The organism is Epibacterium ulvae (genome assembly GCF_018678075.1).
GTDB classification, from domain to species: domain Bacteria; phylum Pseudomonadota; class Alphaproteobacteria; order Rhodobacterales; family Rhodobacteraceae; genus Epibacterium; species Epibacterium ulvae_A.
The window spans coordinates 1-19,786 of sequence record NZ_JAHHIR010000098.1; the positions used below are offsets into that span (position 1 = coordinate 1).

Sequence of the window (19,786 nt, forward strand, 5' to 3'; positions counted from 1 at the left end):
AAACGTGGGGGGCCAGGCGCGCGCGGCGGCGTGGCCGCAAAATCGAGATGGTCGGGCTCGCGCGCCGCATTGCTGTCATTCTCCATCGAAACTGGAGCGATGGCTCCGTGTTCCAAACAGATGCAGCGCCGAAAATGATCTGATCTCCAGCACAGAACCGTTGCCTGCTTAATCGCAAGCTTTCGAGGTCCCGCAGGGACGTGGTTCCGATGATGCCGTGGTCAGGACTGTCGCTGACATCCGTCAAGCACGCCTATGAGATGGGCACATCGGAATTACATCGAACCAGCATCCTGTTGGCAGCCGTCGCGCTGACCACGAACCGAAGCATGTATCCAAAGGACCTCAGTCAAAGGCTGTGAGAGAAAGCAGCGCGGACGCGACGAACTAAAAGCACCGCTCCGGCGGATCAGTTTGTTTGCGTGGAATCTCTTGACAGAAGTGCTCCCGTTACCGAAGGCCTGGACCTAAGCTGGCAGACACCGCGTTTTTCTTCCGCAGGCCCACGGCGTTTTTTGACACGTATAATCAGCTGTTTCCCGGGAAGTGGAACGCGTTGAGCTGGGAATATGCCTCAGTGCTTGATCTGTGGCACAACGCGGTTGAGCTGGCCGACACGGCCCATCCGGTCACGTTTCTGGCGGCCAAGAAACGCCGACAGGAAATACCACATGCCTTTGGGTCGGCGCGTTGGTACGGCACCAATTTGTTTGGGATCGACAACGCCTTGGTCGGCGATTGGCCCGTGGTCAAGATCAGAGACGGGCATGCCCGGCTTGTCGAATTCGGCTCGGTTCTGAACTGGCTCGATCGGCACGAAGACCTGTTGCGCAAGCATATGTCCGACCTCGGTCAGACCTGACAACAAAGTTTGGAAGCCAATCCGATGCCGGGCTTCAGTCTTCCTGCATAAGCAGCTTTTGATCTTCGAGCAGGGTGAGCTTAATGAACGCGCTCGCCTCTTCGATGTCGCGGGCGGCGATGGCGTTGAACAAGGCATTATAGCTCCGTTGGTAGGCCGCAATACGGCTTGGCGTCAGGTGACGGCGATACATCGCAGATCGGAAGGATTGGCGTCTGGCGTCGATCACCAGATTATAGCAGGCCACCAAAAGCGGGTTGTCGGTGCCCTCAGCGATCTGGCGATGAAACTCTTCCTCCAAACGCACAAACTGCAGCGCATCAGTCTGCATCGCTTCCATCTTGGACAGGGTCACGCCCAAGCCTTCGATCTGCCGCGGTGACCTATGGATAATCGCCAGTCGCACCATTTCCGGTTCAAACATGCCGCGCACGACCTGCAGATGCAGCGGACCCGTTTCAGCCGCGACTGGCGCGATCGACACGGTGGAGGCATTTGGATCATAGGTCACAAACGACCCGGACCCGGCGCGACGACGGATCATGCCGCGTTCTTCCAGCACATCCAGTGCCTCGCGCACCGTATTACGTGCAACGCCCAGATCCTGCGCCATCTGGCGCTTTGATGGCAGCCGTTCGTCAGTGCTATATTCCTGCGACACAATACGGTTGGTCAGCGTATCAAGCACATATTGGACCGTCACCCCAAAGACTTGTTCAGCGGTATCAGTCATGGCAGCGCGGCGTTGGCTAGTGTTCAAAGGAGCCCTCTCCAGGTCTTGAACCTATCACATCGGCACCCCGCAATTTGGACGCGGCGACTAGAAGATACCAGCCGCTGCGCAAAGATGAAACATTCAGCCAAAAACACCCCACTCTTGTCCGAGCGGAGCGTTTCTATGTGAAGATTTCGATTAGATGTCGAGCGTATTGTCCCGCTCCCACGAAGAGAAATGTGAGACAAAGGCATTCCACTCCTGAATCTTCATTCTCATGTAGGAGGCTGAGAATTCATCGCCCAGCTTGGCCTTTAACTCGGCATCCTTGTCGAACCAGCGGATCGCATCCAACAGGTTCAGCGGCAGCTTGGGCGCATCAGTGATTGTGTGACCTTCTGCATACATATCAATGTCATAGCGTGGGCCGGGATCTGCGTCGCTCGCCATACCAGAGAGGCCTGCGGCGATGATGACAGCCTGCAGGAGATAGGGGTTTGTGGCCCCATCCGGAAGGCGTAATTCGAACCGGCCAGGTCCCGGCACGCGCACCATATGGGTGCGGTTGTTGCCGGTCCAGGTCACCGTATTGGGCGCCCAGGTTGCGCCAGAGATGGTACGCGGCGCATTGATCCGTTTGTAGCTGTTGACGGTTGGGTTGGTGATCGCGGCCAGCGCTTCGGCATGTTTCATGATGCCGCCGAGGAAATGTGCGCCATCCTGGGACAGGCCCAATTCGCCGGTCTGCCCTTCGCCTTTGTCGGTGGCAAAAACGTTCTGCACTCCGTCCAGATCCCAGACTGAGATATGCGCGTGACAGCCGTTGCCCGTCAGCCCTTCGATCGGTTTTGGCATAAAGGTCGCGCGCAGCCCGTGTTTTTCCGCCACGGATTTGACCATGAATTTGAAAAACGAGTGGCGATCCGCCGTCACCAGCGCATCAGCGAATTCCCAGTTCATTTCGAACTGGCCATTGGCGTCTTCGTGGTCGTTCTGATACGGCCCCCAACCCAGCTCCAGCATGTAGTCGCAGACTTCGGCGATCACATCATAGCGGCGCATAACGGCCTGTTGGTCATAACACGGCTTTTCGGCGGTATCTGCGGGGTCGGAAATCTTGTCGCCTTCGGGGGTTAGCAGGAAGAACTCCGCCTCGATCCCGGTTTTGACCCGCACCCCTTTTTCGGCTGCCTCGGCCACCAATTTGCGCAACACATTGCGCGGGGCTTGTGCGACGTCTTCGCCCTCCATCACCGGGTTTGCAGCGACCCAGGCAACTTCGGGTTTCCACGGCAATTGGATCACGGTGGTTGGATCCGGCACTGCTAGCATATCGGGATGCGCCGGTGTCATATCCAGCCAGGTCGCAAAACCTGCAAAGCCTGCACCATCTTCTTCCATATCGGCGATGGCTTGGGCCGGGACCAGTTTGGCGCGTTGTCCACCAAAGAGATCCGTAAACGAGATCATGAAATATTTGACGCCGGTCTTCGCGGCGAAATCTGCAAGAACGCTCATCGTCTTGTCCTTATGTTTCCCTGTTGAAGGAAGTGAGGGGCATTTGCGCCCCTCAATGTTATGTCGTTTTTAAAATCCAGGCTTGCCGGGATACCAGTCGGTGCCCGCCAAGGGTACGCGCGCCATGGCTGCGGCTTCCATGGTCAAGGCGCAGAGATCCTCGGGTTCCAGGTTATGCACATGGCTTTTGCCGCATGCGCGGGCAATTGTCTGACATTCCAGCGTCATCACATTCAGATAGTTGCGCAGACGGCGACCTGCGGCAACGGGATCAAGGCGTGATGCAAGCTCCGGATCCTGCGTGGTGATACCGGCCGGGTCGCGCCCTTCGTGCCAATCGTCATAGGCGCCTGCTGTGGTGCCCAACTCTTGGTACTCAGCTTCCCATTTGGGATCATTGTCACCAAGTGCCACCAATGCCGCGGTACCGATTGCAACCGCATCCGCGCCCAGCGCCAGCGCCTTGGCCACATCTGCGCCATTGCGGATCCCGCCGGAGACCACCAACTGAACCTCACGGTGCATACCCAGATCCTGTAGCGCCTGAACCGCCGGACGGATACAAGCCAGCGTGGGCTGGCCAACATGTTCGATAAAGACATCCTGTGTTGCCGCCGTGCCGCCTTGCATGCCGTCCAAGACGACCACGTCAGCCCCGGCCTTCACCGCAAGTGCGGTGTCATAATAGGGGCGCGCGCCGCCGACTTTGATGTAGATCGGCTTTTCCCAATTGGTGATTTCGCGGATTTCAAGGATCTTGATCTCCAGATCATCCGGACCGGTCCAATCGGGGTGACGACAGGCCGAGCGCTGGTCGATGCCAACCGGCAGGTCGCGCATTCCGGCCACACGTTCGGTGATCTTTTGCCCCAACAGCATGCCACCGCCGCCGGGTTTGGCACCTTGGCCCACCACGATTTCGATCGCGTCTGCACGCCGCAGATCGTCCGGGTTCATACCATAACGGCTGGGAAGATATTGATAGATCAGCTTTTCAGAATGGCCGCGTTCTTCTTCGGTCATGCCGCCATCGCCAGTGGTGGTCGAGGTACCAGCAAGCGTTGCACCGCGTCCCAGGGCCTCCTTGGCCTGACCAGACAGTGCGCCAAAGGACATGCCTGCGATCGTCACCGGAATCTTCAGTTCAATCGGTTTCTTGGCAAACCGTGTGCCCAGCGTGACCGAGGTATCGCATTTCTCACGATACCCTTCCAGCGGGTAGCGCGACATCGACGCGCCCAGAAACAGCAGATCGTCGAAATGCGGGACCCGGCGTTTCGCGCCTCCACCCCGGATATCATAGATACCTGTGGCCGCAGCACGGCGAATGTCAGAGTTCACGTCATTGGAAAATGTCCAGGACTGACGCGGGGTTGTATTGGGTGTCTTATCCATCTGTCAGTCCTCAGTAGGCGTCAGCATTGTCGATATCAAAGTTGTAAAGCGACCGGGCAGAGCCATAGCGTTTGAACTCTTCCGGTTTGGCATCGGCTTCGGCTTTGGTCAGAATATCCGCCAAAAACTCCAGATGTTCGGGCCGCATCTCTTTCTCGACGCAGTCCGCGCCAAGCGATTTTACGGTGCCGCGCACAAACAGGCGCGCTTCATACAGGCTGTCGCCCAGCGCATCGCCCGCATCACCCAGCACCACCAGATTGCCTTTTTGCCCCATGAAAGCAGACATATGACCGATGCTTCCATGCACCACGATATCGATCCCCTTCATGGAGATCCCGCAGCGCGACGATGCATTGCCCTTGATATTCAACAGACCACCACGACCGGTTGCACCGGCATATTGGCTGGCGTCCCCTTCGATGGTGACAACGCCCGACATCATGTTTTCCGCAACACCGGGGCCTGCGGAGCCTTTGACGGTGACAGCGGCATCCTGGTTCATCCCGGCGCAATAGTATCCGGTGGAGCCATTGATCGTCACCGAAAGCGGACCGTCCAACCCGCAGGCCAGCGCATGGCTGCCGCGCGGATTGTCGATTTCAAACGTATCATTGGCTTGCGCCTTGGCGGCTTCCTGCAGGGTGGAGTTGATCGCACGCAACTCCAGCTCTGCCATGTTCAATGTATTGGCCATGACCTTAACGCTCCCAGAAATAGACAGTTGCGGGTTCGGGTTCCCAGACTTTTGCCGCCTCGATGCCCGGAAGGTCGGCAAAGGCCCGATACTCCGAGGCAAAGGCGACATAGTCTTCGGTTTCGGCCATGACGGCAGGTTTGCAGGCAACGGGGTCGCGCACGACGCCAAACCCATCTTTGGTCCCAGTTACAAAGGTGAAGAACCCATCCAGATCCTCCAACGTGCCTTCCAATGCCTCGCCCAACGACGCCCCATCTGCGATGCGTGATGAAATATAGGCCGCGCCCACTTCGGTGTCATTTTCGGTGCGGGTCATGACGCCTTTCTTGGCAAGCTTGCGGCGCATTTGGTTGTGGTTCGACAAGGATCCATTGTGCACCAGACATTGGTCATCAGCTGTCGAGAACGGATGTGCACCAAGCGTGGTCACCGCAGACTCTGTGGCCATACGCGTGTGGCCAATGCCGTGACTGCCGCCCATGTCACGCAGGGCGAACCGTTCGGCGACATCCTTGGGCAGGCCGACTTCTTTAAAAATCTCCATCGACTGACCAGAGCCCATGATCCGAAGGCCCTTTCCTTCCAGCGCCGCGATCGCAGCCGCTTCTTTGCCCTCAGGAAGCGTCAGAACCGCGTGGGTGCTGATGGCTTTCAATGCAACAGGCACATCCAGCGCGTCGCTCAGCGCAGTATCCAACCCGTCAAAATCAACTTCGGGCGTGTCCGACTGGATGGTGACCTTGGTCAGCCCCTCAACCGTATCGCCATAAATTGCAATCCCCGCGCTGTCGGGACCACGATCTGTCATCGTGATCAACATATCCGTCAGCAAGTCCCCCAAACGCGGGCGCAGCTCGTCCTTTTTCAGGAACAGCCCTACGATGCCACACATAGATCTCTCCGTATTTAATCGACTCTCATGTCGTCACGGCTTCGCTAGCAGGAAATTTCATTTCCTTTCAATTAATATTATTTCCACAAAAGAAATCTCCCGCACACGCCAAGAAACCCCACCTGAATTGCTTATTTTTCAAGCATATTTGAGGATCTGATAAGGTTGAAAGATTATTTTTGCTGAGGATAGCTGATGATCGACAGGAATTTGGCCGGTAATTCGATCAATTCTGCAGGGCCGTGCGGGGCATCGGCGTCAAACAACAGGGTGTCACCTGGCTCCAATCGATACATCTGATCGCCGTGTCTGTAGCCCACGGTTCCCTCCAACATATAGAGCATCTCCATCCCCTCATGTTGGAAGGTTGGAAAGTGGTCGCTGGTGTCGGACAGGGTAATTAAATAGGGCTCGATCACAACGCCGGTATTGTTGGACCCGATATGGCCCAGCAGCTGGTACTGATGCCCGGCCCGCGTGCCGGCGCGCTCTGTCTCGACCCCTTCGCCCGCTTTGACATGCATCGCACCGCGCGTTTCCTCAAAACCCGAAAACAGCTGTAAAAGCGGCACACGCAGCGCATTGGCCAGGACTTGCAGCGTGGTTAGAGAGGGGGAAATCACCCCATTTTCGATCTTGGATAGCATTCCTTGGGAAATACCGGTCATCGCGGTCAAATCCGCCCCGGTCAACCTTTGGCGCTTGCGCAGCTCTCGCACTTGGCGGCCGATGGCAACTTCCAAGTTCTTTTCACGGCGTTCCCGCACCGCGTGGGGATCTTGGGTCAATGTGTTTGATCCAGCCGTTTCAGCCACCTGCTCACCGCGCATTTTCGTCATGTCTTTTCGTTCTCAGTTGTAAGGCTTAGCGCGAAACCCACTGCCCATTTGTTCTTGTTGCGCGCTGATTATCCGGCCTCGCCTTCGATTGCGCAACCGGCAATGCCCTGGATCGCTGCCTCAAAACCAGATGACCCGTTCACGGAAGCGGGCGATCGCCCACTTTGAACACAGTACCGGATCATAGTCTCAGGACCGATTAATCCACTTGGGGCTGAGATGGCTGCGTGATTCATTGCCCTCAATCTGGGTGACCTTATGAGCAATGTTTACTGGCTGAACGAAGATCAAATGGCGCGGCTTCGGCCCTGTTTTCCAAAGAGCCACGGCGTACCGCGCGTTGATAATAGACATGTCTTAGGTGGCATTATCTTTATCAATCGCAATGGCTTGCGCTGACGTGATGCGCTCTATGAATACGGCCCCGCCAAGGCGCTCTACAATCGTTGGAAACGGTGGAGTGACATAGGGGCGTTTGCCCGGATCATGGAAGGGCTTGCTGCTGAAGCACCGGACAACAAAACGATTTCTATCGACGCAACGTACCTCAAAGCCCACCGGACTGCTTCCAGCTTGTCGGTTAAAAAAGGGGGACGTGGACGTCTGATAGGGCGCACCAAAGGCTGCATGAATACAAAGTTGCATGCTGTGACTGACACGATGGGGTGACCAGTTCGTTTCTTTATGACAGCTGGTCAGGTGATGAGCGATTGGACCGGAGCCAGAGCGCTTGTGAGTAGCCTGCAGCTGACTGGCTGCTCGAGGATCGTGGCTATGATGCGGATTGGTTCCGAGAAGCCCTTGTGAGTATGGGTGTCACGTCTTGCATCCCAGGCCGAAAATCACGAGACAAAGCAATCAAGTATGACAAGCGCCGCTACAAAAGGCGTAACCGGATTGAGATCATGTTTAGCCGGTTGAAAGACTGGCGGTGCGTAGCAACCCGTTACGACAGCTGTCCAAAGGTTTTCCTGTCTGTACGCGCACTCGCAGAAACCGTCATATTCTGGTTATGTATCCTGGCCTAACCCTAGGCTGACCACGCGTTTCCACAAGCACTTTTTTTGCGCCTTTCAGTCACTTAACAACAGAATAACGATCATCGAGCTTTTTTGACATTTTCCTCTTGCACCCAAATGGAGGAGTGATTAAACACCCCTCACGCACAGTGTGGCCCGTTCGTCTATCGGTTAGGACGCCAGGTTTTCAACCTGGAAAGAGGGGTTCGATTCCCCTACGGGCTACCATTTAACCAAGCAAATTTGCGTTATCATCACACAATAGGATGTCGTGATATCCGCTGCGCTAAGCGTAAACGTTTCAATTTTTGACGCGTGGCCGTGTAAACGACAACGGGCCTCATCGCAAGAAAACCTCAACCAAGCCGCTAACTCTCGTGTCCGGTCACTACACTTCAGGCGTGCGCAACTGATCGCAGGCAATAAACTGCGCGCCCAGTGCTGATGGTGTCAGGAACTTGCATTGCCAGCGGTCAGGGCGGGCAACGACCGAACCATAGCGGTAATCACCCCATCATTTCCATGTTCGGCTGATAAAACAGATGCTGACCACGGCCGGCATTTTTAGCCGCATACAGGGCCAAATCCGCCTGATGAATAAGCGTGGTCGCATCACGAGGCTTGGCCTCTTTTGCCAACGACGTCCCTGCACTGGCGGAAATCCGGCACAGTTTTCCCTCAAAGGGAACTGGCTCTTCCAAACATTCAATAAGGCGGTTTGCGATCCGCTCCAAAGTTTCGGCGTCCGTCAGCCCATCAAGCAAGAGGATGAATTCGTCTCCACCAACCCTGACGGCCGTATCAACCTCGCGGGTACAATCAATCAGCACCTGCGCCACACGTTGCAAGACCGCGTCACCAGCGGCATGCCCCATCGTGTCGTTGACCTGTTTAAAGTAGTCCAGGTCTACATGCATCAGGGCGAACTCCTTGCCCGAGTCGATCATGCGCGACAGCACGTGATCCAAGGCGCGACGGTTCTTCAAACCCGTCAGCGTATCGGTAAACGCCTGCTCTTCAGCGGCAATTTTTGCACCCTGCAAACGCATATTCAACTGGCGGGACGCTTCCATCGCAGCGGATTTGGCTTCAACCAGATAGAGCATTTCGATAGTAAGGTCGGTTGGCGAAAAGTCTGCACTGGTCAGGTCATAGTCGCGCACCGCCTCCAAAACGGAGATGCCAAAAGACATGTTCAGAAAACCGCCACCCGCAGGCAGAGGCGCCAATACACCTTTGAGGCCCGTTTGCGGGTCGCTGGCAAAATTCATATGCAGCTTCACGCCTGCCGATCGCAACATATCGTCAACACTGCGCACCCAGCGCGGTCGCGACACTGCAATGATGTCAAAGAAATCCTGGCCGACCCAGTCATAGTCAGGGCGCAGCTTGCGCAGCGTCGGCCCAGCAGATGTAATCCGGCCCGACGCATCAAAGATCACATGCATCGGACAGATTTGATCAGCAAACTCGGAAAGCTGTTGTGGGGTCATCATAAACTATGCGCCCCTAGGCTAAAGGACCGCCCTTCGGCGAACTGCGATTCAACATGGGTAATTGAAATGATATCCGCATCATCGCGGATCCCTGCATGATCCAAAATCACCAAGTCCCCATAATCGTCCGCCATAGCGCGCAGAATACCCATCATAACGTTGGAATAGCCTGGCAGGCCTTGCGCGCAGATCAGTTCGAATTGACCCGGTGCCTGTTCGATCAACTCCAACGTAGGCAAGTGAAGATCAGCGACCGCCAGCCGTGCGCGATCCGGTAAATCATCCAGCGAATACAAGAATTCCACATAGTCCACGCCACCAAAGCGCAACAGCCGCCGCAAAGCTTCGGCCTGCGGATTGGACACAAGAAATGTGCCCATGTCCTCCAACATTTCGGCCAGAGGGCGGTCCAAAACAGTTTCCATCGCGGCAAGGACCTTGAACGATTGATCATCCGGGTACATCAACATCGCCTCGAACTCGACAAAACCGAGTCCGGCTAAATCCATCACGGATTTCCAGCGATCTGCACCATATGTGTCGGTGACAAACGCCTGAATTGCTCTGTTGATCAGACCATGCATTGCTTGGCCCCTTGCTGCTATTTGGCCCACTATTGACCGGCTTGTGTTAAAAAACGCCAAATGTACGTGTATCCGACGCATTTTGTCCCAACTAATCTCCCGAACGCGCCGAAACTGCGGCAAGAGAAAGGCAAATTGCTACTAGAAAACTCGAAATCCCACCAATACACTCTCAAATCATTCGAACCATGCCTACTAAACAAGGGGAATGTTTAGCGACTTTGCGCCATCCATTTTGGAATGCCGCTAATGTCTGCCAGAACAACATCGGCGTGCTCGGACAGATCGAACCGTGTGGCAGTTCCGGTCAGCACGCCAATCGTCGCCATCCCCGCCGCTCGACCCGCGTGCAAATCATGTAAACTGTCCCCAACCATCACGGCCCGAACCGGGTCGACATCCACGGCATTGCAGAACGCCCACAGCGGGTCCGGATCCGGCTTTGCGCCATAGCCGCTGTCATATCCTGCAATAAAATCAAATCGGTCTTTCACCCCAGCCTGATCGAGCTGATACAGGGCCGAAACCTCAGCATCATTGGTCATCACACCAAGCTTTATGCCTTGAGCGCGCAAATCATCCATCAAGGGTGCCAGGGGCGTTGCCTCAACCAGTGGCGCGGTTGCCGATTCACGGGCTAGAAAACCCTCAAGCTCCCCCTGATTGCGCCTCGGCAAATGCGGCAAAAACGCCGCTGCAACCTCGGAATTTGTGCCTGCAATGGCAAGGCTTGTCGGCAGAAACTGCGATTTTTCCAAATCAAATTCAATCGCATCGGCGAGAGCCTGTGCCAGGTCTGCACCGCCGTCTGCGAGCGTCCTGATGACGCCTTCGCACCAGCTGTTCCAAGTCGCCCCAAAGTCAAACAGGGTACCGTCTTTGTCGAATAGAATTGCGTCAAATGACATATGTGCTCCGATCAGGCAAAAAGTCGGCCATTTGCGCGGACCCTATCAAGTCCAGTTGATTTGCGCACCACCCGGCAAATGAGCCCGCGCCTGCATCGGCAATTCATAGCCGACACCGGATGCATCACAGAACTGCATGACCCAAGCATCATCCATCAGCAAAAAATCCAGAACCGAGGCCAGAAACTCAACGTCCTGAGCACGGGCGCGTAAATCGCTTTCGCTTGCGCCCGAAGCGCCTAGGAATACAGGTAAAAGTTCGTCCTGCCCCACCAGCCATCCAAGGGCTTTTAGAGCAAGGGTTTCGGCGGCATGAGCGGAAATCTGCATATGTCTTCAGTTTTAAATAGAGATGAAAGGGTTTGTTAACCAGTCTCATAAAAACTCAGCACAACGAAATTGCAAGCGTTGAAGGGAAATCAGGTGCAGGGAACCATCCTTGTCATAGATGGCGTTTCTACCAATCGGATTGCGCTCAAGGTGCAGCTGGCCGAAGCCTTCTTTGACGTCGTTCAAGCAACTGACCTGCACGACATGCATCGCAAGTTGCGCACATGTACACCCGATCTGATCATCACCGCCCTATCGCTACCGGAAGGCTCTGCCGGCGACATAAAAACCGCCACAACGCGCGAAGAACGGTTGCGCAATGTTCCGGTGATCGCGCTTGATACACTGGGATGTTCTCAGTCGCGTCTTGATGCTCTTGCCGCTGGAGTTGAGGATGTGGTGTGCCACCCGGTCGACAATCTGGTGCTACAAGCCCGAATTCGCAGCCTTCTACGCGCACGCAGCGCCAAGGAAGAGCTGTGCCTGCAACGCGATGCAGCCGGTGCGATGGCACACTGTCGTGTGGATGAGCAAATGGATCATGTGATCCGCGACGCAACGGTCGCCCTTGTCACCCAGTCCAAGATCCTGGGCCGCAACTGGAAAAAGCAACTCGAGCATCAAGCGCCATTTGGCCTGCGGTGCCATGATCTGACTGACATTCGCGGCCTGATGTCAAAACCGGTGCCCGATGCGATTGTTATCGAATTGAACGCTGAAACCGCCGGAATGGGGCTGCGTCTGGTGGCCGACTTACGGGCGCGCGCAGCGACGCGGCAATCCATCATCGTCGCCTTGCCTGACAATGACACGCCAGAGATTGCCGCCGAAGCTCTGGATCGCGGCGCCCATGATGTGTTGCAATCAGGATTTGATGCGGCCGAACTGGCGATGCGGCTGCGTGCACAACTGATGCAGAAACTGCAGGATGACCAATTGCGCGCAAACATCCGCAATGAGCTGAAAGCGGCCTCCTCGGACATGATGACAGGTCTGCACAACCGCCGTTACGCAATGCCCTATCTCGACCGTGTTCTACAGAATGCCCGTGAGACCGGCGAAAGCTTTGCTTTGATGGTTGCGGATCTCGATCACTTCAAACGGATCAATGACCTGTATGGGCACCCGGTCGGAGACGCAGTGCTGATCGAAACCGCCGCCCGCCTGAAGGCGCTGGTGCAACCGGATGAGCTGCTTGCGCGCATTGGCGGCGAAGAGTTTCTGTTTGTTCTCCCCGGCAAAAGCGCCAGCGATGCGGCAAAATCCGCGGCAGCCTTTTGCGCGGCGATCAATGAACGCCCCTTCTTTGCGGCGGGCGTGGACAAGCCGATCAAGATGACCATCAGCATCGGTGCCGTCATTGGAAGCAGCCCGCAACTGCGCAACCTGGACGCAGCTGAGCTGATCACCAAAGCCGACCAAGCGCTGTATGCCGCCAAGAACTCTGGTCGCAATCGGGTCCGAGTGAGCAAGCAGAGCCCGGTCGCGGCTTAAACGCACCCTGATACGAACCCACAAAAAAGGCCGCCCATAGCAGCCTTTTTCCTGAACCCAGTTCTGTTGTCTCAACCAATCAATTCGACCCTTTTTGGCGGTCCTTGCCTTTAAAGTGCCCGCGCGGATCACGCCGCAAGCGTTCCAGCAGTTTGGCGCGCTCCTCTTCGCTCATGCCGGCAACTTGATCGAGCCAGGATTGGCGCAGTTTTTCGCGGAACTGATATTGCCGCTGAGCCTGCCCTTCCAGAACACGCGCAACCGCCTCGACCTCAAACGGATCTGCTTGCAAGGTCGCAAACAAGGCCTTACGGTCCGCTTCACGCAACGCGCGAATGTTGGGATGATCCCCTGCCGCGCTTTGCATCAAGGTATGCCGCGTTTCGCGATCCAGCGCCCGGTACAGGGTCACCGACAGCGATGGTGGTGGCGGTGGCTTACCGGCCCAGCGGTCTTTGACCCGATAGGCCGTTCCGGCCAGCATACCGATGACCGCAAGGTTGAGCGCCAGTGACATCACCAAAAGGATCCGCACCCAGCGTGGTCCTTTGGAGTTCATGTTTGGCTTTCCATTGTCCTGGCTCATTGCAGGTCCTCGCTCATCAATTCGCTTAGGTCAAACCCGTCAAAAGGATCACTTTCAAGGCTCGATGACGCCGCCGCCAGATCCACTGGGTCCGGCAGAAACGACGGCGGTGCGACACCTACCCAGATGCCCGCCAGTCCTGCGGTCACCAGTCCGCCGACCCCAAGTCCGCCACCGAGCGTTGCAAAGAAACGGCTCCAGATGCTCGGTTGGTTCAGCGCGGCACTTCCCATGCTGGCCGGGCGAAACGTGTCTTGTACCCGCGCCGCGTCATCCAGTATCGCTGCCATCAGACCATCGGATAACTCCGGCTGGTCAGCACGCGCAGTTTGAAACAGCGCGTCCAGCTCTTTCAGTGCTTTGTCCTGTTCAACCATCGGTATACCCCAATTCTTCCTTTCGACTGGCCAAAGCATTGGCCAAGCCACGTTTTGCGCGTGCGGTCAGACTTTCGACCGCCTCCACGCCTATGTCCATAATCTCTGCGATCTCAGGATTGGACAATTCCTCGATGTGGCGCAGCACCACCGCCTGTCTTTGACGCACTGGCAGGTGCATCAGTGCCTCTTGCAAGGCATCGCGTCGTGCTTTGTCCTGCAGATGGTCCATCGCACCGCACGTCTTATCTGCGGGTTCGGGGATCGCGTCCAGATCCAAAGTTCCGCCACGTTGGCGACGTTTCAGGTCAATGCAAAGGTTGGTCACCACCCGAAACAGCCAGGTAGACACCTGCGCCTGACCGGGTTGCCAGTCAGGTGCCATACGCCACAGCCGCATCATCGCATCCTGCGTGATATCTTCGGCCTCGGCCCGGTTGCCCAACATACGCATAGCAACCCCCAAGGCGCGCGGCGCAAAACGTTGGGTCAGCCTCACCGCCGCAGCGCGATCACCGTTTCCAAACAGCACCAGAAGCGCATCGTCGGACAGCCCCTCCACGTCACTCATAGGTGCCCCCACAACAGGGGCACCCCGAGAGGGTTGTTGCGGATTATACAGCACGCAACTGGGTTCAGTTTTGATCCTGCTGTTCTTGTTTCCACATCTTCTTCCCTTTACCGCCGCGATGGGCCTTGCGGGCGGCATCGAACTCTTCTTTCGAGATACCACCGCTCTCATCCGCATCCAAGCGGGAGAAGCGTTTTTCCATATCGCGGGGTTTGGGCAGCTCTTCGGCGCTCAGTACACCGTCGCCATTGGCGTCATGTTCTTTGATCATCCGCTCTGCACGTACGTCTGCACGTTTCGAGGCGCGGGCGGTCATTTCTTCCATAGAAAGCGCACCATCACCATTGGTGTCCGCTGCGGAGAAATGGCGTGCACGCACGCTTTCCAATTCTGCCTTGCTGATTTCGCCGTCACCATTGGTGTCCATTTCCTCAAAGCTCATACGCGGTCCGTGATGCCCTGAGGATTTGGCCATCGCAGCACCTGCTCCGATAACGCTTGCGCCTGCAATAACCAATGCAATGAATGTCAGATGTTTCATTCTTTACTCTCCTTTGGCAGTAGCAGCACCTTGCTGCCTGATGCACAAGAGAAACGCTCGAGGCCCGGCTTTCCGTCGCATCGTGCTGAAAAAAGTTGCGACATGCGGACGCAAGCGGTCCGCTATGGCTTTACTTCGACCACGTTAATCCCACATTTGCGATGAACGTATAGGATAGTGATATGACCGACAGTGTTGCCCAGACCCCGACCGAGGCTGACGTCCCATTGACCCTGCAAAATGACGCTGATGCGCGCCCTACCCGCCCCGCATTGCTCAAGGGCTGGCGCTGCCGTTGCCCCCGCTGTGGCGAGGGGAAGGCTCTGCATTCCTATCTCAAGGTCAATGACACCTGCAGCACTTGCAATCTGGACCTGTCCAAAGCCCGCGCAGATGACGGTCCCGCCTATCTCACCATTTTGTTGGTGGGCCATTTGATGGCTCCGCTGTTGCATATTGTCTATTTCAAATGGCAACCGGCGCCGGTGGTGACGTTCACGGTCTTCAGCCTGGGATGTTTGCTGGCGTCGCTCTACCTGCTGCCCCGCATGAAGGGGATGGTGATCGCCTATCAATGGGCGCGCGGCATGTATGGGTTTGACAAAGCGGACTAACCTGCATTTTGTAGGCGCCAGGCCTGCGCGCACCGCGCCGGCTGCGACAGGCTGGAACACACATGACCGCAACGCCCGTTCAGGTGGATAAAACCGCAATACGCAATGCATCGAGCGTTATTGTTTTGCGCGACAAAGACAGCGCATCCCCCAGCGTCCTGATGGGCCAGCGCGGGGCCAAAGCTGCGTTTATGCCCAGCAAATTTGTCTTTCCCGGCGGCGCGGTCGACCCGGATGATGCCTCGGTTCCTCTTGCAGCACCCATTTCGCCCCATGTCGCAGATTTTCTGACAGATCATGCACCCGAACATTTGCGCGACGCTTTGGTCTGCGCAGCAATTCGTGAGCTTTGGGAAGAAACGGGACTTGCCCTGGGGCAATCCGCGGTGTGGAATGACCCACCCGCCGACTGGGCCGCGTTTGCTACAACTGGGCACCGCCCCGATGCCAGCGCCTTGGAATTTGTGTTCCGCGCCATTACTCCGGTGGGCCGCCCGCGCCGATTTGATGCGCGTTTCTTTCTGGTCGATGCCGCGCAGATCACAAGCGATCTGGATGATTTCACGCACGCTTCGGATGAGCTGTCCAACCTGCAATGGGTCCCGTTGAGCCACGCGCGCAGCTTTGACTTGCCCTTCATCACCCAGGTGGTTCTGGCCGAGGTCGCAGCGCGATTGCCAAACCTCGCACCGATCACATCTGTGCCGTTCTTTCAAAACAACGATGAGGAAAGCCTGTTCCTGCACCTCAACGGTGCATCGCCGCTGGGCTAAACGCGCGTTAGATCGTCAGCACCAGCACCAAGATCGACAGGCCCAGAAACGCCATCCCGACAAGCTCACGCCGGGTGACGGTTTCTTTGAAGAACAGGATCGAGGCGAGGAGCGACAGCAAAAGCTCCACCTGCCCCACCGCTTTGACGTAGGCCGCGTTTTGCAGGGTGAAGGCCCAGAACCAGCAAAAAGATCCGCCCATGCTGGTCAAACCAACCCAAACCGCAACCCGGCGTGCGTGCCAGACCCGGGTGATTTCTTGCGGATCCCGCAGCAGCAGCCAGACTGCCATGATCACTGTTTGCAATGTCACAACGGCGCCCAACGTAACGCCAGCCCGCAAGATCGGCTCCAACTCGGCCATCTGCAAGGACGCACCCCGATAGCTGACGGCTGAGAATGCAAACAAGATACCGGATCCAATCCCCAGCTTTGCCGCCCGATTGGTCAGATGCATATACCAGGCCCCACTGCTGCCACCGGGTTTCGACAGGATTAGAACAGCGACCAAGCCTAACAGGATCGCAGCCCATCCCCCCAGACCGATTTGATCCCCCAAAACAACCAAACCAACAATGGCGGTCTGAATAACCTCGGTCTTTTTGAACGTGATTCCCACGGCGAAATTGCGCTGTTTGAACAAAGCCACCACACAAATCGTGGCCGTGATCTGCGACACCGCGCCAATGGTGGCAAACATCCAGAACCGCGCATCCAGCGTCGGCAGCGGTTCACTGCTGTGCCAGAAATAGGCACCAAGCCCCGCTAGAATAAACGGCATGGAATAGAAAAACCGGGAAAACGTCGCCCCAGCAGCAGACAAGGTGACTGAGGCCAGCACCTTTTGCAGCATAAAGCGGATGGTCTGAAAACTGGCGGCCGCAAGCGCGATGAAGATCCATAAATACATGTCGCCGCTTATGGCAGGTTCACCCGTGCGCCTCCACGAAATTCATACGTTCAGTACAATTGAAAGCTGTCTTCCGACTGCATCCCTGGGCGTATTTTCCGTCTATTTTACCGCAACGCACGAGTCCCGCACCGGAGCCAAAAAGCTGCGTTTTGTCCCGATTTCAGCGTCAAAATCTTCTCCTCGCCATGTACCGTGTTGTGCCACAAGTTATCCCCAGCCTTGTCCCCGGAAACCGATTTGCGGGTTTTTCGCCCTTCGCTCAGCCTTGTGGAAAGACTTATCACAAAGCGAATCGACTTGATGAAATCCGCACAAAACATCCTGCAACCCGAAGCACAGGCGCTAAAAACGGCCGTATTGGTTTTGGACGAGACCAACACACTGTCATTCGCCGCCACCGTGGATCCGATGCGCGCCGCCAACCGATTGGCGGGACGTCCGCTGTTTGACTGGGACTATGTCAGCGCAATGGATGAGGTGCCGATGCTGTCCAGCGGGCTGACGGTGCCCAGCTTTCCGTTGGCGCGTCTCGACGGCTGTGACGCGCTGCTCGTGCTGGCCGGGTTTCAACTGGCACGCCACGCCACGCCCAGCCTGCTGTCAGGATTGCGCCGCATCGCAGAGACGGGCGCGACCCTGATCGGCATCGACGGCGGATCCTGGTTGATGGCCGAAGCGGGTCTGCTGGATGGCCACCCCGCAACCTGTCACTGGGATGCACAAGAAAGCTTCACTCGCCGTTTCCCCGACATCGAATTCTGCACAGATCCATTCACTACGTCCCCGGGGCGGATGACAGCCAGCGGTGGCACCGCGGCGGTGGACCTGATGTTGCATGTGATCAACGCACGGATGGGGGCCGGATTTGCCGGTCGCATGGCGGATCTCTTTGTGGCGCCAAAATCCGTGGATACTCCGGCCCACGACGACAGCTCAGTTGTGGCGCTCCCCTCTGGCAGCGCCCGCGACACCGCGCTGACCGACCAGGCCCACGCCCTGATGGAAGAAACCCTGGCGACCCCGATGCCGCTTGCGATGATGGCAGAGATCCTCGGCACCAGTGCCCGCACCCTGCAACAACAGTTCCGCCTGCGCCTGAACACTACCCCCCAGGACCACTACCTGCAGCTGCGTCTGTCCGAGGCCCGCCGTCTGGTCACAGATACCAGCCTGCCGTTGATGGAAGTGGCCGAAGCCACCGGGTTTACATCGCAGTCCAGCTTTTCCCGCGCGTTTCGCACCGCGCATGGTGTCTCTGCCCGTGAGCTGCGTCAGGATCACCCGCAAGGCCAAGGCACCGCAGGCAGCCGACTGCTACCCCACAGCCTGGCAAAATTCGCATCCCGCTCTTCGGCGACACGCCACTAAAGAATTGTCGCCTAAACCGGTGGACCTGGCTACGCCTCGACTTTGGCGAGGAGCACGTTGTGTTGCTTATCCCCCAGGCATCACCGTTTTCGCGTATGAGCAACCAAAGCGCGACCCGCTGGTATACGCCACCTGCCCAGCCACGAAGGTTCAGGATCTGGCTTGTATTTTCGTAAGACACAAGACCAGCCTCCGAGCATGTCACGGTTACATGCGGGTCATCTACCGAAACAAAAGAAATTGGCTATGCGGTCAAGTAGTACTTTGAGCGCACAGCCAAACCTAAGAAAGTCCCTAGCATAACAGCCCAAACCGTTATTCAGCTCTGACACACCACACGAGAGCGCAAGGCGGTCTCCCAAATGAGAATGCTCGGGTCAGAACGTCAATATCGCCCGAGTTTAACCCGTTGCGCTTCTAAAACTTCGCCGGTGGATGAAATTGCTTTCACCATAGCAGAGTAACGGTTCCAACCTCCTCCGGAGCAAGGCGGCAAGTAGCCGTCTGATGCGTATTTTCCACCGGTTCTTGATGCCGAAATCACCTTGGCGTTGCCCGGCAGTTTCCCAACCAATCCTGGTACCGAATAAATGTCAGCGGATGATCCTTTTACCGGATATCCTATAACGCCATGGCCGCCGTTTTTTGAGAGTGGTCGGTAATCGCGGTCGTTATACTCGACATGCACCCAAGTTGTTCCGCTTGGCAGATTAACAATTTTCATTGGGGGCGTAGAACCATTTCCACCAAAGAGTGTACATTGCTGCCCTTTAGGCACACGTTTGCCATTCCAGCCCCCCCCCAATTCGATCGACATATCGGCATGAGCTACACTTGCTGTAAGGATGAACCCTACGCACCATGAAATAATTTTCTTCAAGTTTAATCTCCAAATCAATAATCGCCTGTTTGCGATATTATGAACTTTTTTTTCTTTGTCTAGAGGGGAGGATCCTCGGTTCAGGCCTTCGGTAACGGGAGCACTTCTGTCAAGAGATTCCACGCAAACAAACTGATCCGCCGGAGCGGTGCTTTTAGTTCGTCGCGTCCGCGCTGCTTTCTCTCACAGCCTTTGACTGAGGTCCTTTGGCTACATGCTTCGGTTCGTGGTCAGCGCGACGGCTGCCAACAGGATGCTGGTTCGATGTAATTCCGATGTGCCCATCTCATAGGCGTGCTTGACGGATGTCAGCGACAGTCCTGACCACGGCATCATCGGAACCACCTCCCTGCGGGACCTCGAACGCTTGCGATTAAGCAGGCAACGGTTCTGTGCTGGCGATCAGATCAT

At 56.4% G+C, this 19,786-nt stretch carries 22 protein-coding genes, 1 tRNA gene and 2 pseudogenes; 8 read left to right on the forward strand and 17 right to left on the reverse strand.

Annotation, left to right across the window (positions count from 1 at the left end):
- Positions 1-143, forward strand: a pseudogene (locus KMP13_RS21120) (IS110 family transposase); the annotation flags it as partial.
- A 413-nt stretch (positions 144-556) separates the two neighbouring features.
- On the forward strand, positions 557-862 hold the full coding sequence (locus KMP13_RS19235) for a hypothetical protein (protein ID WP_215267635.1): 306 nt from the start codon (positions 557-559) through the stop codon (positions 860-862).
- Between the two features lie 34 nt (positions 863-896).
- On the opposite strand, the gene KMP13_RS19240 is transcribed toward KMP13_RS19235, so the two are convergent.
- From KMP13_RS19240 to KMP13_RS19265, 6 genes are all read right to left on the reverse strand, one after another.
- A complete protein-coding gene (locus KMP13_RS19240) occupies positions 897-1,595 on the reverse strand; it encodes a FadR/GntR family transcriptional regulator (protein WP_215267665.1) in 699 nt (232 codons plus the stop codon).
- Positions 1,596-1,775: 180 nt separating this feature from the next.
- Positions 1,776-3,095, reverse strand: coding sequence for a type III glutamate--ammonia ligase (gene glnT, locus KMP13_RS19245; protein ID WP_215267637.1), 1,320 nt, complete (start codon positions 3,093-3,095; stop codon positions 1,776-1,778).
- Between the two features lie 69 nt (positions 3,096-3,164).
- Positions 3,165-4,490 (reverse strand): FMN-binding glutamate synthase family protein, encoded by a 1,326-nt coding sequence (locus tag KMP13_RS19250; protein WP_215267639.1) that lies wholly within the window; start codon positions 4,488-4,490, stop codon positions 3,165-3,167.
- A 10-nt stretch (positions 4,491-4,500) separates the two neighbouring features.
- Positions 4,501-5,187, reverse strand: coding sequence for a protein GlxC (locus tag KMP13_RS19255; RefSeq protein ID WP_215267641.1), 687 nt, complete (start codon positions 5,185-5,187; stop codon positions 4,501-4,503).
- 4 nt (positions 5,188-5,191) lie between these two features.
- Positions 5,192-6,082, reverse strand: a complete 891-nt coding sequence (locus KMP13_RS19260) for a class II glutamine amidotransferase (RefSeq protein WP_215267643.1) — start codon at positions 6,080-6,082, stop codon at positions 5,192-5,194.
- Between the two features lie 173 nt (positions 6,083-6,255).
- Positions 6,256-6,921 (reverse strand): helix-turn-helix domain-containing protein, encoded by a 666-nt coding sequence (locus tag KMP13_RS19265; protein ID WP_251363962.1) that lies wholly within the window; start codon positions 6,919-6,921, stop codon positions 6,256-6,258.
- A 258-nt stretch (positions 6,922-7,179) separates the two neighbouring features.
- Between KMP13_RS19265 and KMP13_RS19270 the strand changes: the two are divergent.
- Both KMP13_RS19270 and KMP13_RS19275 read left to right on the forward strand, forming a co-directional pair.
- A pseudogene (locus tag KMP13_RS19270) lies at positions 7,180-7,949 on the forward strand (IS5 family transposase).
- 144 nt (positions 7,950-8,093) lie between these two features.
- Positions 8,094-8,168 (forward strand) — tRNA-Glu (locus KMP13_RS19275).
- Positions 8,169-8,446: 278 nt separating this feature from the next.
- Here the strand turns inward: KMP13_RS19275 and KMP13_RS19280 are convergent.
- The 4 genes from KMP13_RS19280 to KMP13_RS19295 all read right to left on the reverse strand — a co-directional run bounded on the left by KMP13_RS19280 (position 8,447) and on the right by KMP13_RS19295 (position 11,258).
- Entirely contained in the window at positions 8,447-9,436 is a 990-nt protein-coding gene (locus KMP13_RS19280; RefSeq protein WP_215267645.1) for a GGDEF domain-containing protein, read from the reverse strand.
- On the reverse strand, positions 9,433-10,020 hold the full coding sequence (locus tag KMP13_RS19285) for a heme NO-binding domain-containing protein (RefSeq protein ID WP_215267646.1): 588 nt from the start codon (positions 10,018-10,020) through the stop codon (positions 9,433-9,435). Before KMP13_RS19285 ends, KMP13_RS19280 begins: the two co-directional genes overlap by 4 nt.
- 212 nt (positions 10,021-10,232) lie before the next feature.
- Positions 10,233-10,928: an HAD family hydrolase gene (locus tag KMP13_RS19290; RefSeq protein WP_215267648.1), complete on the reverse strand. Its 696-nt coding sequence runs from the start codon at positions 10,926-10,928 to the stop codon at positions 10,233-10,235.
- A 45-nt stretch (positions 10,929-10,973) separates the two neighbouring features.
- Positions 10,974-11,258, reverse strand: coding sequence for a DUF3572 domain-containing protein (locus KMP13_RS19295; protein WP_215267649.1), 285 nt, complete (start codon positions 11,256-11,258; stop codon positions 10,974-10,976).
- Between the two features lie 93 nt (positions 11,259-11,351).
- On the opposite strand from KMP13_RS19295, the gene KMP13_RS19300 reads away from it, so the two are divergent.
- Positions 11,352-12,752 (forward strand): diguanylate cyclase domain-containing protein, encoded by a 1,401-nt coding sequence (locus KMP13_RS19300; RefSeq protein ID WP_215267651.1) that lies wholly within the window; start codon positions 11,352-11,354, stop codon positions 12,750-12,752.
- Between the two features lie 79 nt (positions 12,753-12,831).
- Here KMP13_RS19300 and KMP13_RS19305 read toward each other — a convergent pair whose 3' ends face one another.
- From KMP13_RS19305 to KMP13_RS19320, 4 genes are all read right to left on the reverse strand, one after another.
- Entirely contained in the window at positions 12,832-13,338 is a 507-nt protein-coding gene (locus tag KMP13_RS19305; RefSeq protein WP_215267652.1) for a periplasmic heavy metal sensor, read from the reverse strand.
- Positions 13,335-13,715, reverse strand: a complete 381-nt coding sequence (locus KMP13_RS19310; RefSeq protein WP_215267653.1) for a hypothetical protein — start codon at positions 13,713-13,715, stop codon at positions 13,335-13,337. Before KMP13_RS19310 ends, KMP13_RS19305 begins: the two co-directional genes overlap by 4 nt.
- Positions 13,708-14,286, reverse strand: coding sequence for an RNA polymerase sigma factor (locus tag KMP13_RS19315; protein WP_215267654.1), 579 nt, complete (start codon positions 14,284-14,286; stop codon positions 13,708-13,710). Before KMP13_RS19315 ends, KMP13_RS19310 begins: the two co-directional genes overlap by 8 nt.
- Positions 14,287-14,350: 64 nt before the next feature.
- On the reverse strand, positions 14,351-14,827 hold the full coding sequence (locus KMP13_RS19320) for an EF-hand domain-containing protein (RefSeq protein ID WP_215267655.1): 477 nt from the start codon (positions 14,825-14,827) through the stop codon (positions 14,351-14,353).
- Between the two features lie 182 nt (positions 14,828-15,009).
- Between KMP13_RS19320 and KMP13_RS19325 the strand changes: the two genes are divergently transcribed.
- Together KMP13_RS19325 and KMP13_RS19330 are read left to right on the forward strand one after the other, a co-directional pair.
- On the forward strand, positions 15,010-15,441 hold the full coding sequence (locus KMP13_RS19325) for a DUF983 domain-containing protein (RefSeq protein ID WP_215267656.1): 432 nt from the start codon (positions 15,010-15,012) through the stop codon (positions 15,439-15,441).
- A 62-nt stretch (positions 15,442-15,503) separates the two neighbouring features.
- Positions 15,504-16,214, forward strand: coding sequence for an NUDIX hydrolase (locus tag KMP13_RS19330; protein WP_215267658.1), 711 nt, complete (start codon positions 15,504-15,506; stop codon positions 16,212-16,214).
- Positions 16,215-16,221: 7 nt separating this feature from the next.
- Here the strand turns inward: KMP13_RS19330 and KMP13_RS19335 are convergent, their stop codons facing one another.
- Positions 16,222-17,124, reverse strand: coding sequence for a DMT family transporter (locus tag KMP13_RS19335; protein ID WP_215267660.1), 903 nt, complete (start codon positions 17,122-17,124; stop codon positions 16,222-16,224).
- 303 nt (positions 17,125-17,427) lie between these two features.
- Between KMP13_RS19335 and KMP13_RS19340 the strand changes: the two genes are divergently transcribed.
- On the forward strand, positions 17,428-18,495 hold the full coding sequence (locus KMP13_RS19340; protein ID WP_215267661.1) for a GlxA family transcriptional regulator: 1,068 nt from the start codon (positions 17,428-17,430) through the stop codon (positions 18,493-18,495).
- 385 nt (positions 18,496-18,880) lie between these two features.
- Here KMP13_RS19340 and KMP13_RS19345 read toward each other — a convergent pair whose 3' ends face one another.
- Positions 18,881-19,375: a hypothetical protein gene (locus KMP13_RS19345; RefSeq protein WP_215267663.1), complete on the reverse strand. Its 495-nt coding sequence runs from the start codon at positions 19,373-19,375 to the stop codon at positions 18,881-18,883.
- 210 nt (positions 19,376-19,585) lie between these two features.
- A complete protein-coding gene (locus KMP13_RS20870) occupies positions 19,586-19,711 on the reverse strand; it encodes a hypothetical protein (protein ID WP_285895574.1) in 126 nt (41 codons plus the stop codon).
- Positions 19,712-19,786 lie beyond the last annotated feature (75 nt).

Bases quoted from the DNA above. Each gene is read 5' to 3' on its own strand.
- KMP13_RS19240 (WP_215267665.1), bottom strand. From the start codon at position 1,595: ATGACTGATACCGCTGAACAAGTCTTTGGGGTGACGGTCCAATATGTG.
- glnT (WP_215267637.1), bottom strand. From the start codon at position 3,095: ATGAGCGTTCTTGCAGATTTCGCCGCGAAGACCGGCGTCAAATATTTC.
- KMP13_RS19250 (WP_215267639.1), bottom strand. From the start codon at position 4,490: ATGGATAAGACACCCAATACAACCCCGCGTCAGTCCTGGACATTTTCC.
- KMP13_RS19255 (WP_215267641.1), bottom strand. From the start codon at position 5,187: ATGGCCAATACATTGAACATGGCAGAGCTGGAGTTGCGTGCGATCAAC.
- KMP13_RS19260 (WP_215267643.1), bottom strand. From the start codon at position 6,082: ATGTGTGGCATCGTAGGGCTGTTCCTGAAAAAGGACGAGCTGCGCCCG.
- KMP13_RS19265 (WP_251363962.1), bottom strand. From the start codon at position 6,921: ATGACGAAAATGCGCGGTGAGCAGGTGGCTGAAACGGCTGGATCAAAC.
- KMP13_RS19280 (WP_215267645.1), bottom strand. From the start codon at position 9,436: ATGATGACCCCACAACAGCTTTCCGAGTTTGCTGATCAAATCTGTCCG.
- KMP13_RS19285 (WP_215267646.1), bottom strand. From the start codon at position 10,020: ATGCATGGTCTGATCAACAGAGCAATTCAGGCGTTTGTCACCGACACA.
- KMP13_RS19290 (WP_215267648.1), bottom strand. From the start codon at position 10,928: ATGTCATTTGACGCAATTCTATTCGACAAAGACGGTACCCTGTTTGAC.
- KMP13_RS19295 (WP_215267649.1), bottom strand. From the start codon at position 11,258: ATGCAGATTTCCGCTCATGCCGCCGAAACCCTTGCTCTAAAAGCCCTT.
- KMP13_RS19305 (WP_215267652.1), bottom strand. From the start codon at position 13,338: ATGAGCCAGGACAATGGAAAGCCAAACATGAACTCCAAAGGACCACGC.
- KMP13_RS19310 (WP_215267653.1), bottom strand. From the start codon at position 13,715: ATGGTTGAACAGGACAAAGCACTGAAAGAGCTGGACGCGCTGTTTCAA.
- KMP13_RS19315 (WP_215267654.1), bottom strand. From the start codon at position 14,286: ATGAGTGACGTGGAGGGGCTGTCCGACGATGCGCTTCTGGTGCTGTTT.
- KMP13_RS19320 (WP_215267655.1), bottom strand. From the start codon at position 14,827: ATGAAACATCTGACATTCATTGCATTGGTTATTGCAGGCGCAAGCGTT.
- KMP13_RS19325 (WP_215267656.1), top strand. From the start codon at position 15,010: ATGACCGACAGTGTTGCCCAGACCCCGACCGAGGCTGACGTCCCATTG.
- KMP13_RS19330 (WP_215267658.1), top strand. From the start codon at position 15,504: ATGACCGCAACGCCCGTTCAGGTGGATAAAACCGCAATACGCAATGCA.
- KMP13_RS19335 (WP_215267660.1), bottom strand. From the start codon at position 17,124: ATGTATTTATGGATCTTCATCGCGCTTGCGGCCGCCAGTTTTCAGACC.
- KMP13_RS19340 (WP_215267661.1), top strand. From the start codon at position 17,428: ATGAAATCCGCACAAAACATCCTGCAACCCGAAGCACAGGCGCTAAAA.
- KMP13_RS20870 (WP_285895574.1), bottom strand. From the start codon at position 19,711: ATGATGCCGTGGTCAGGACTGTCGCTGACATCCGTCAAGCACGCCTAT.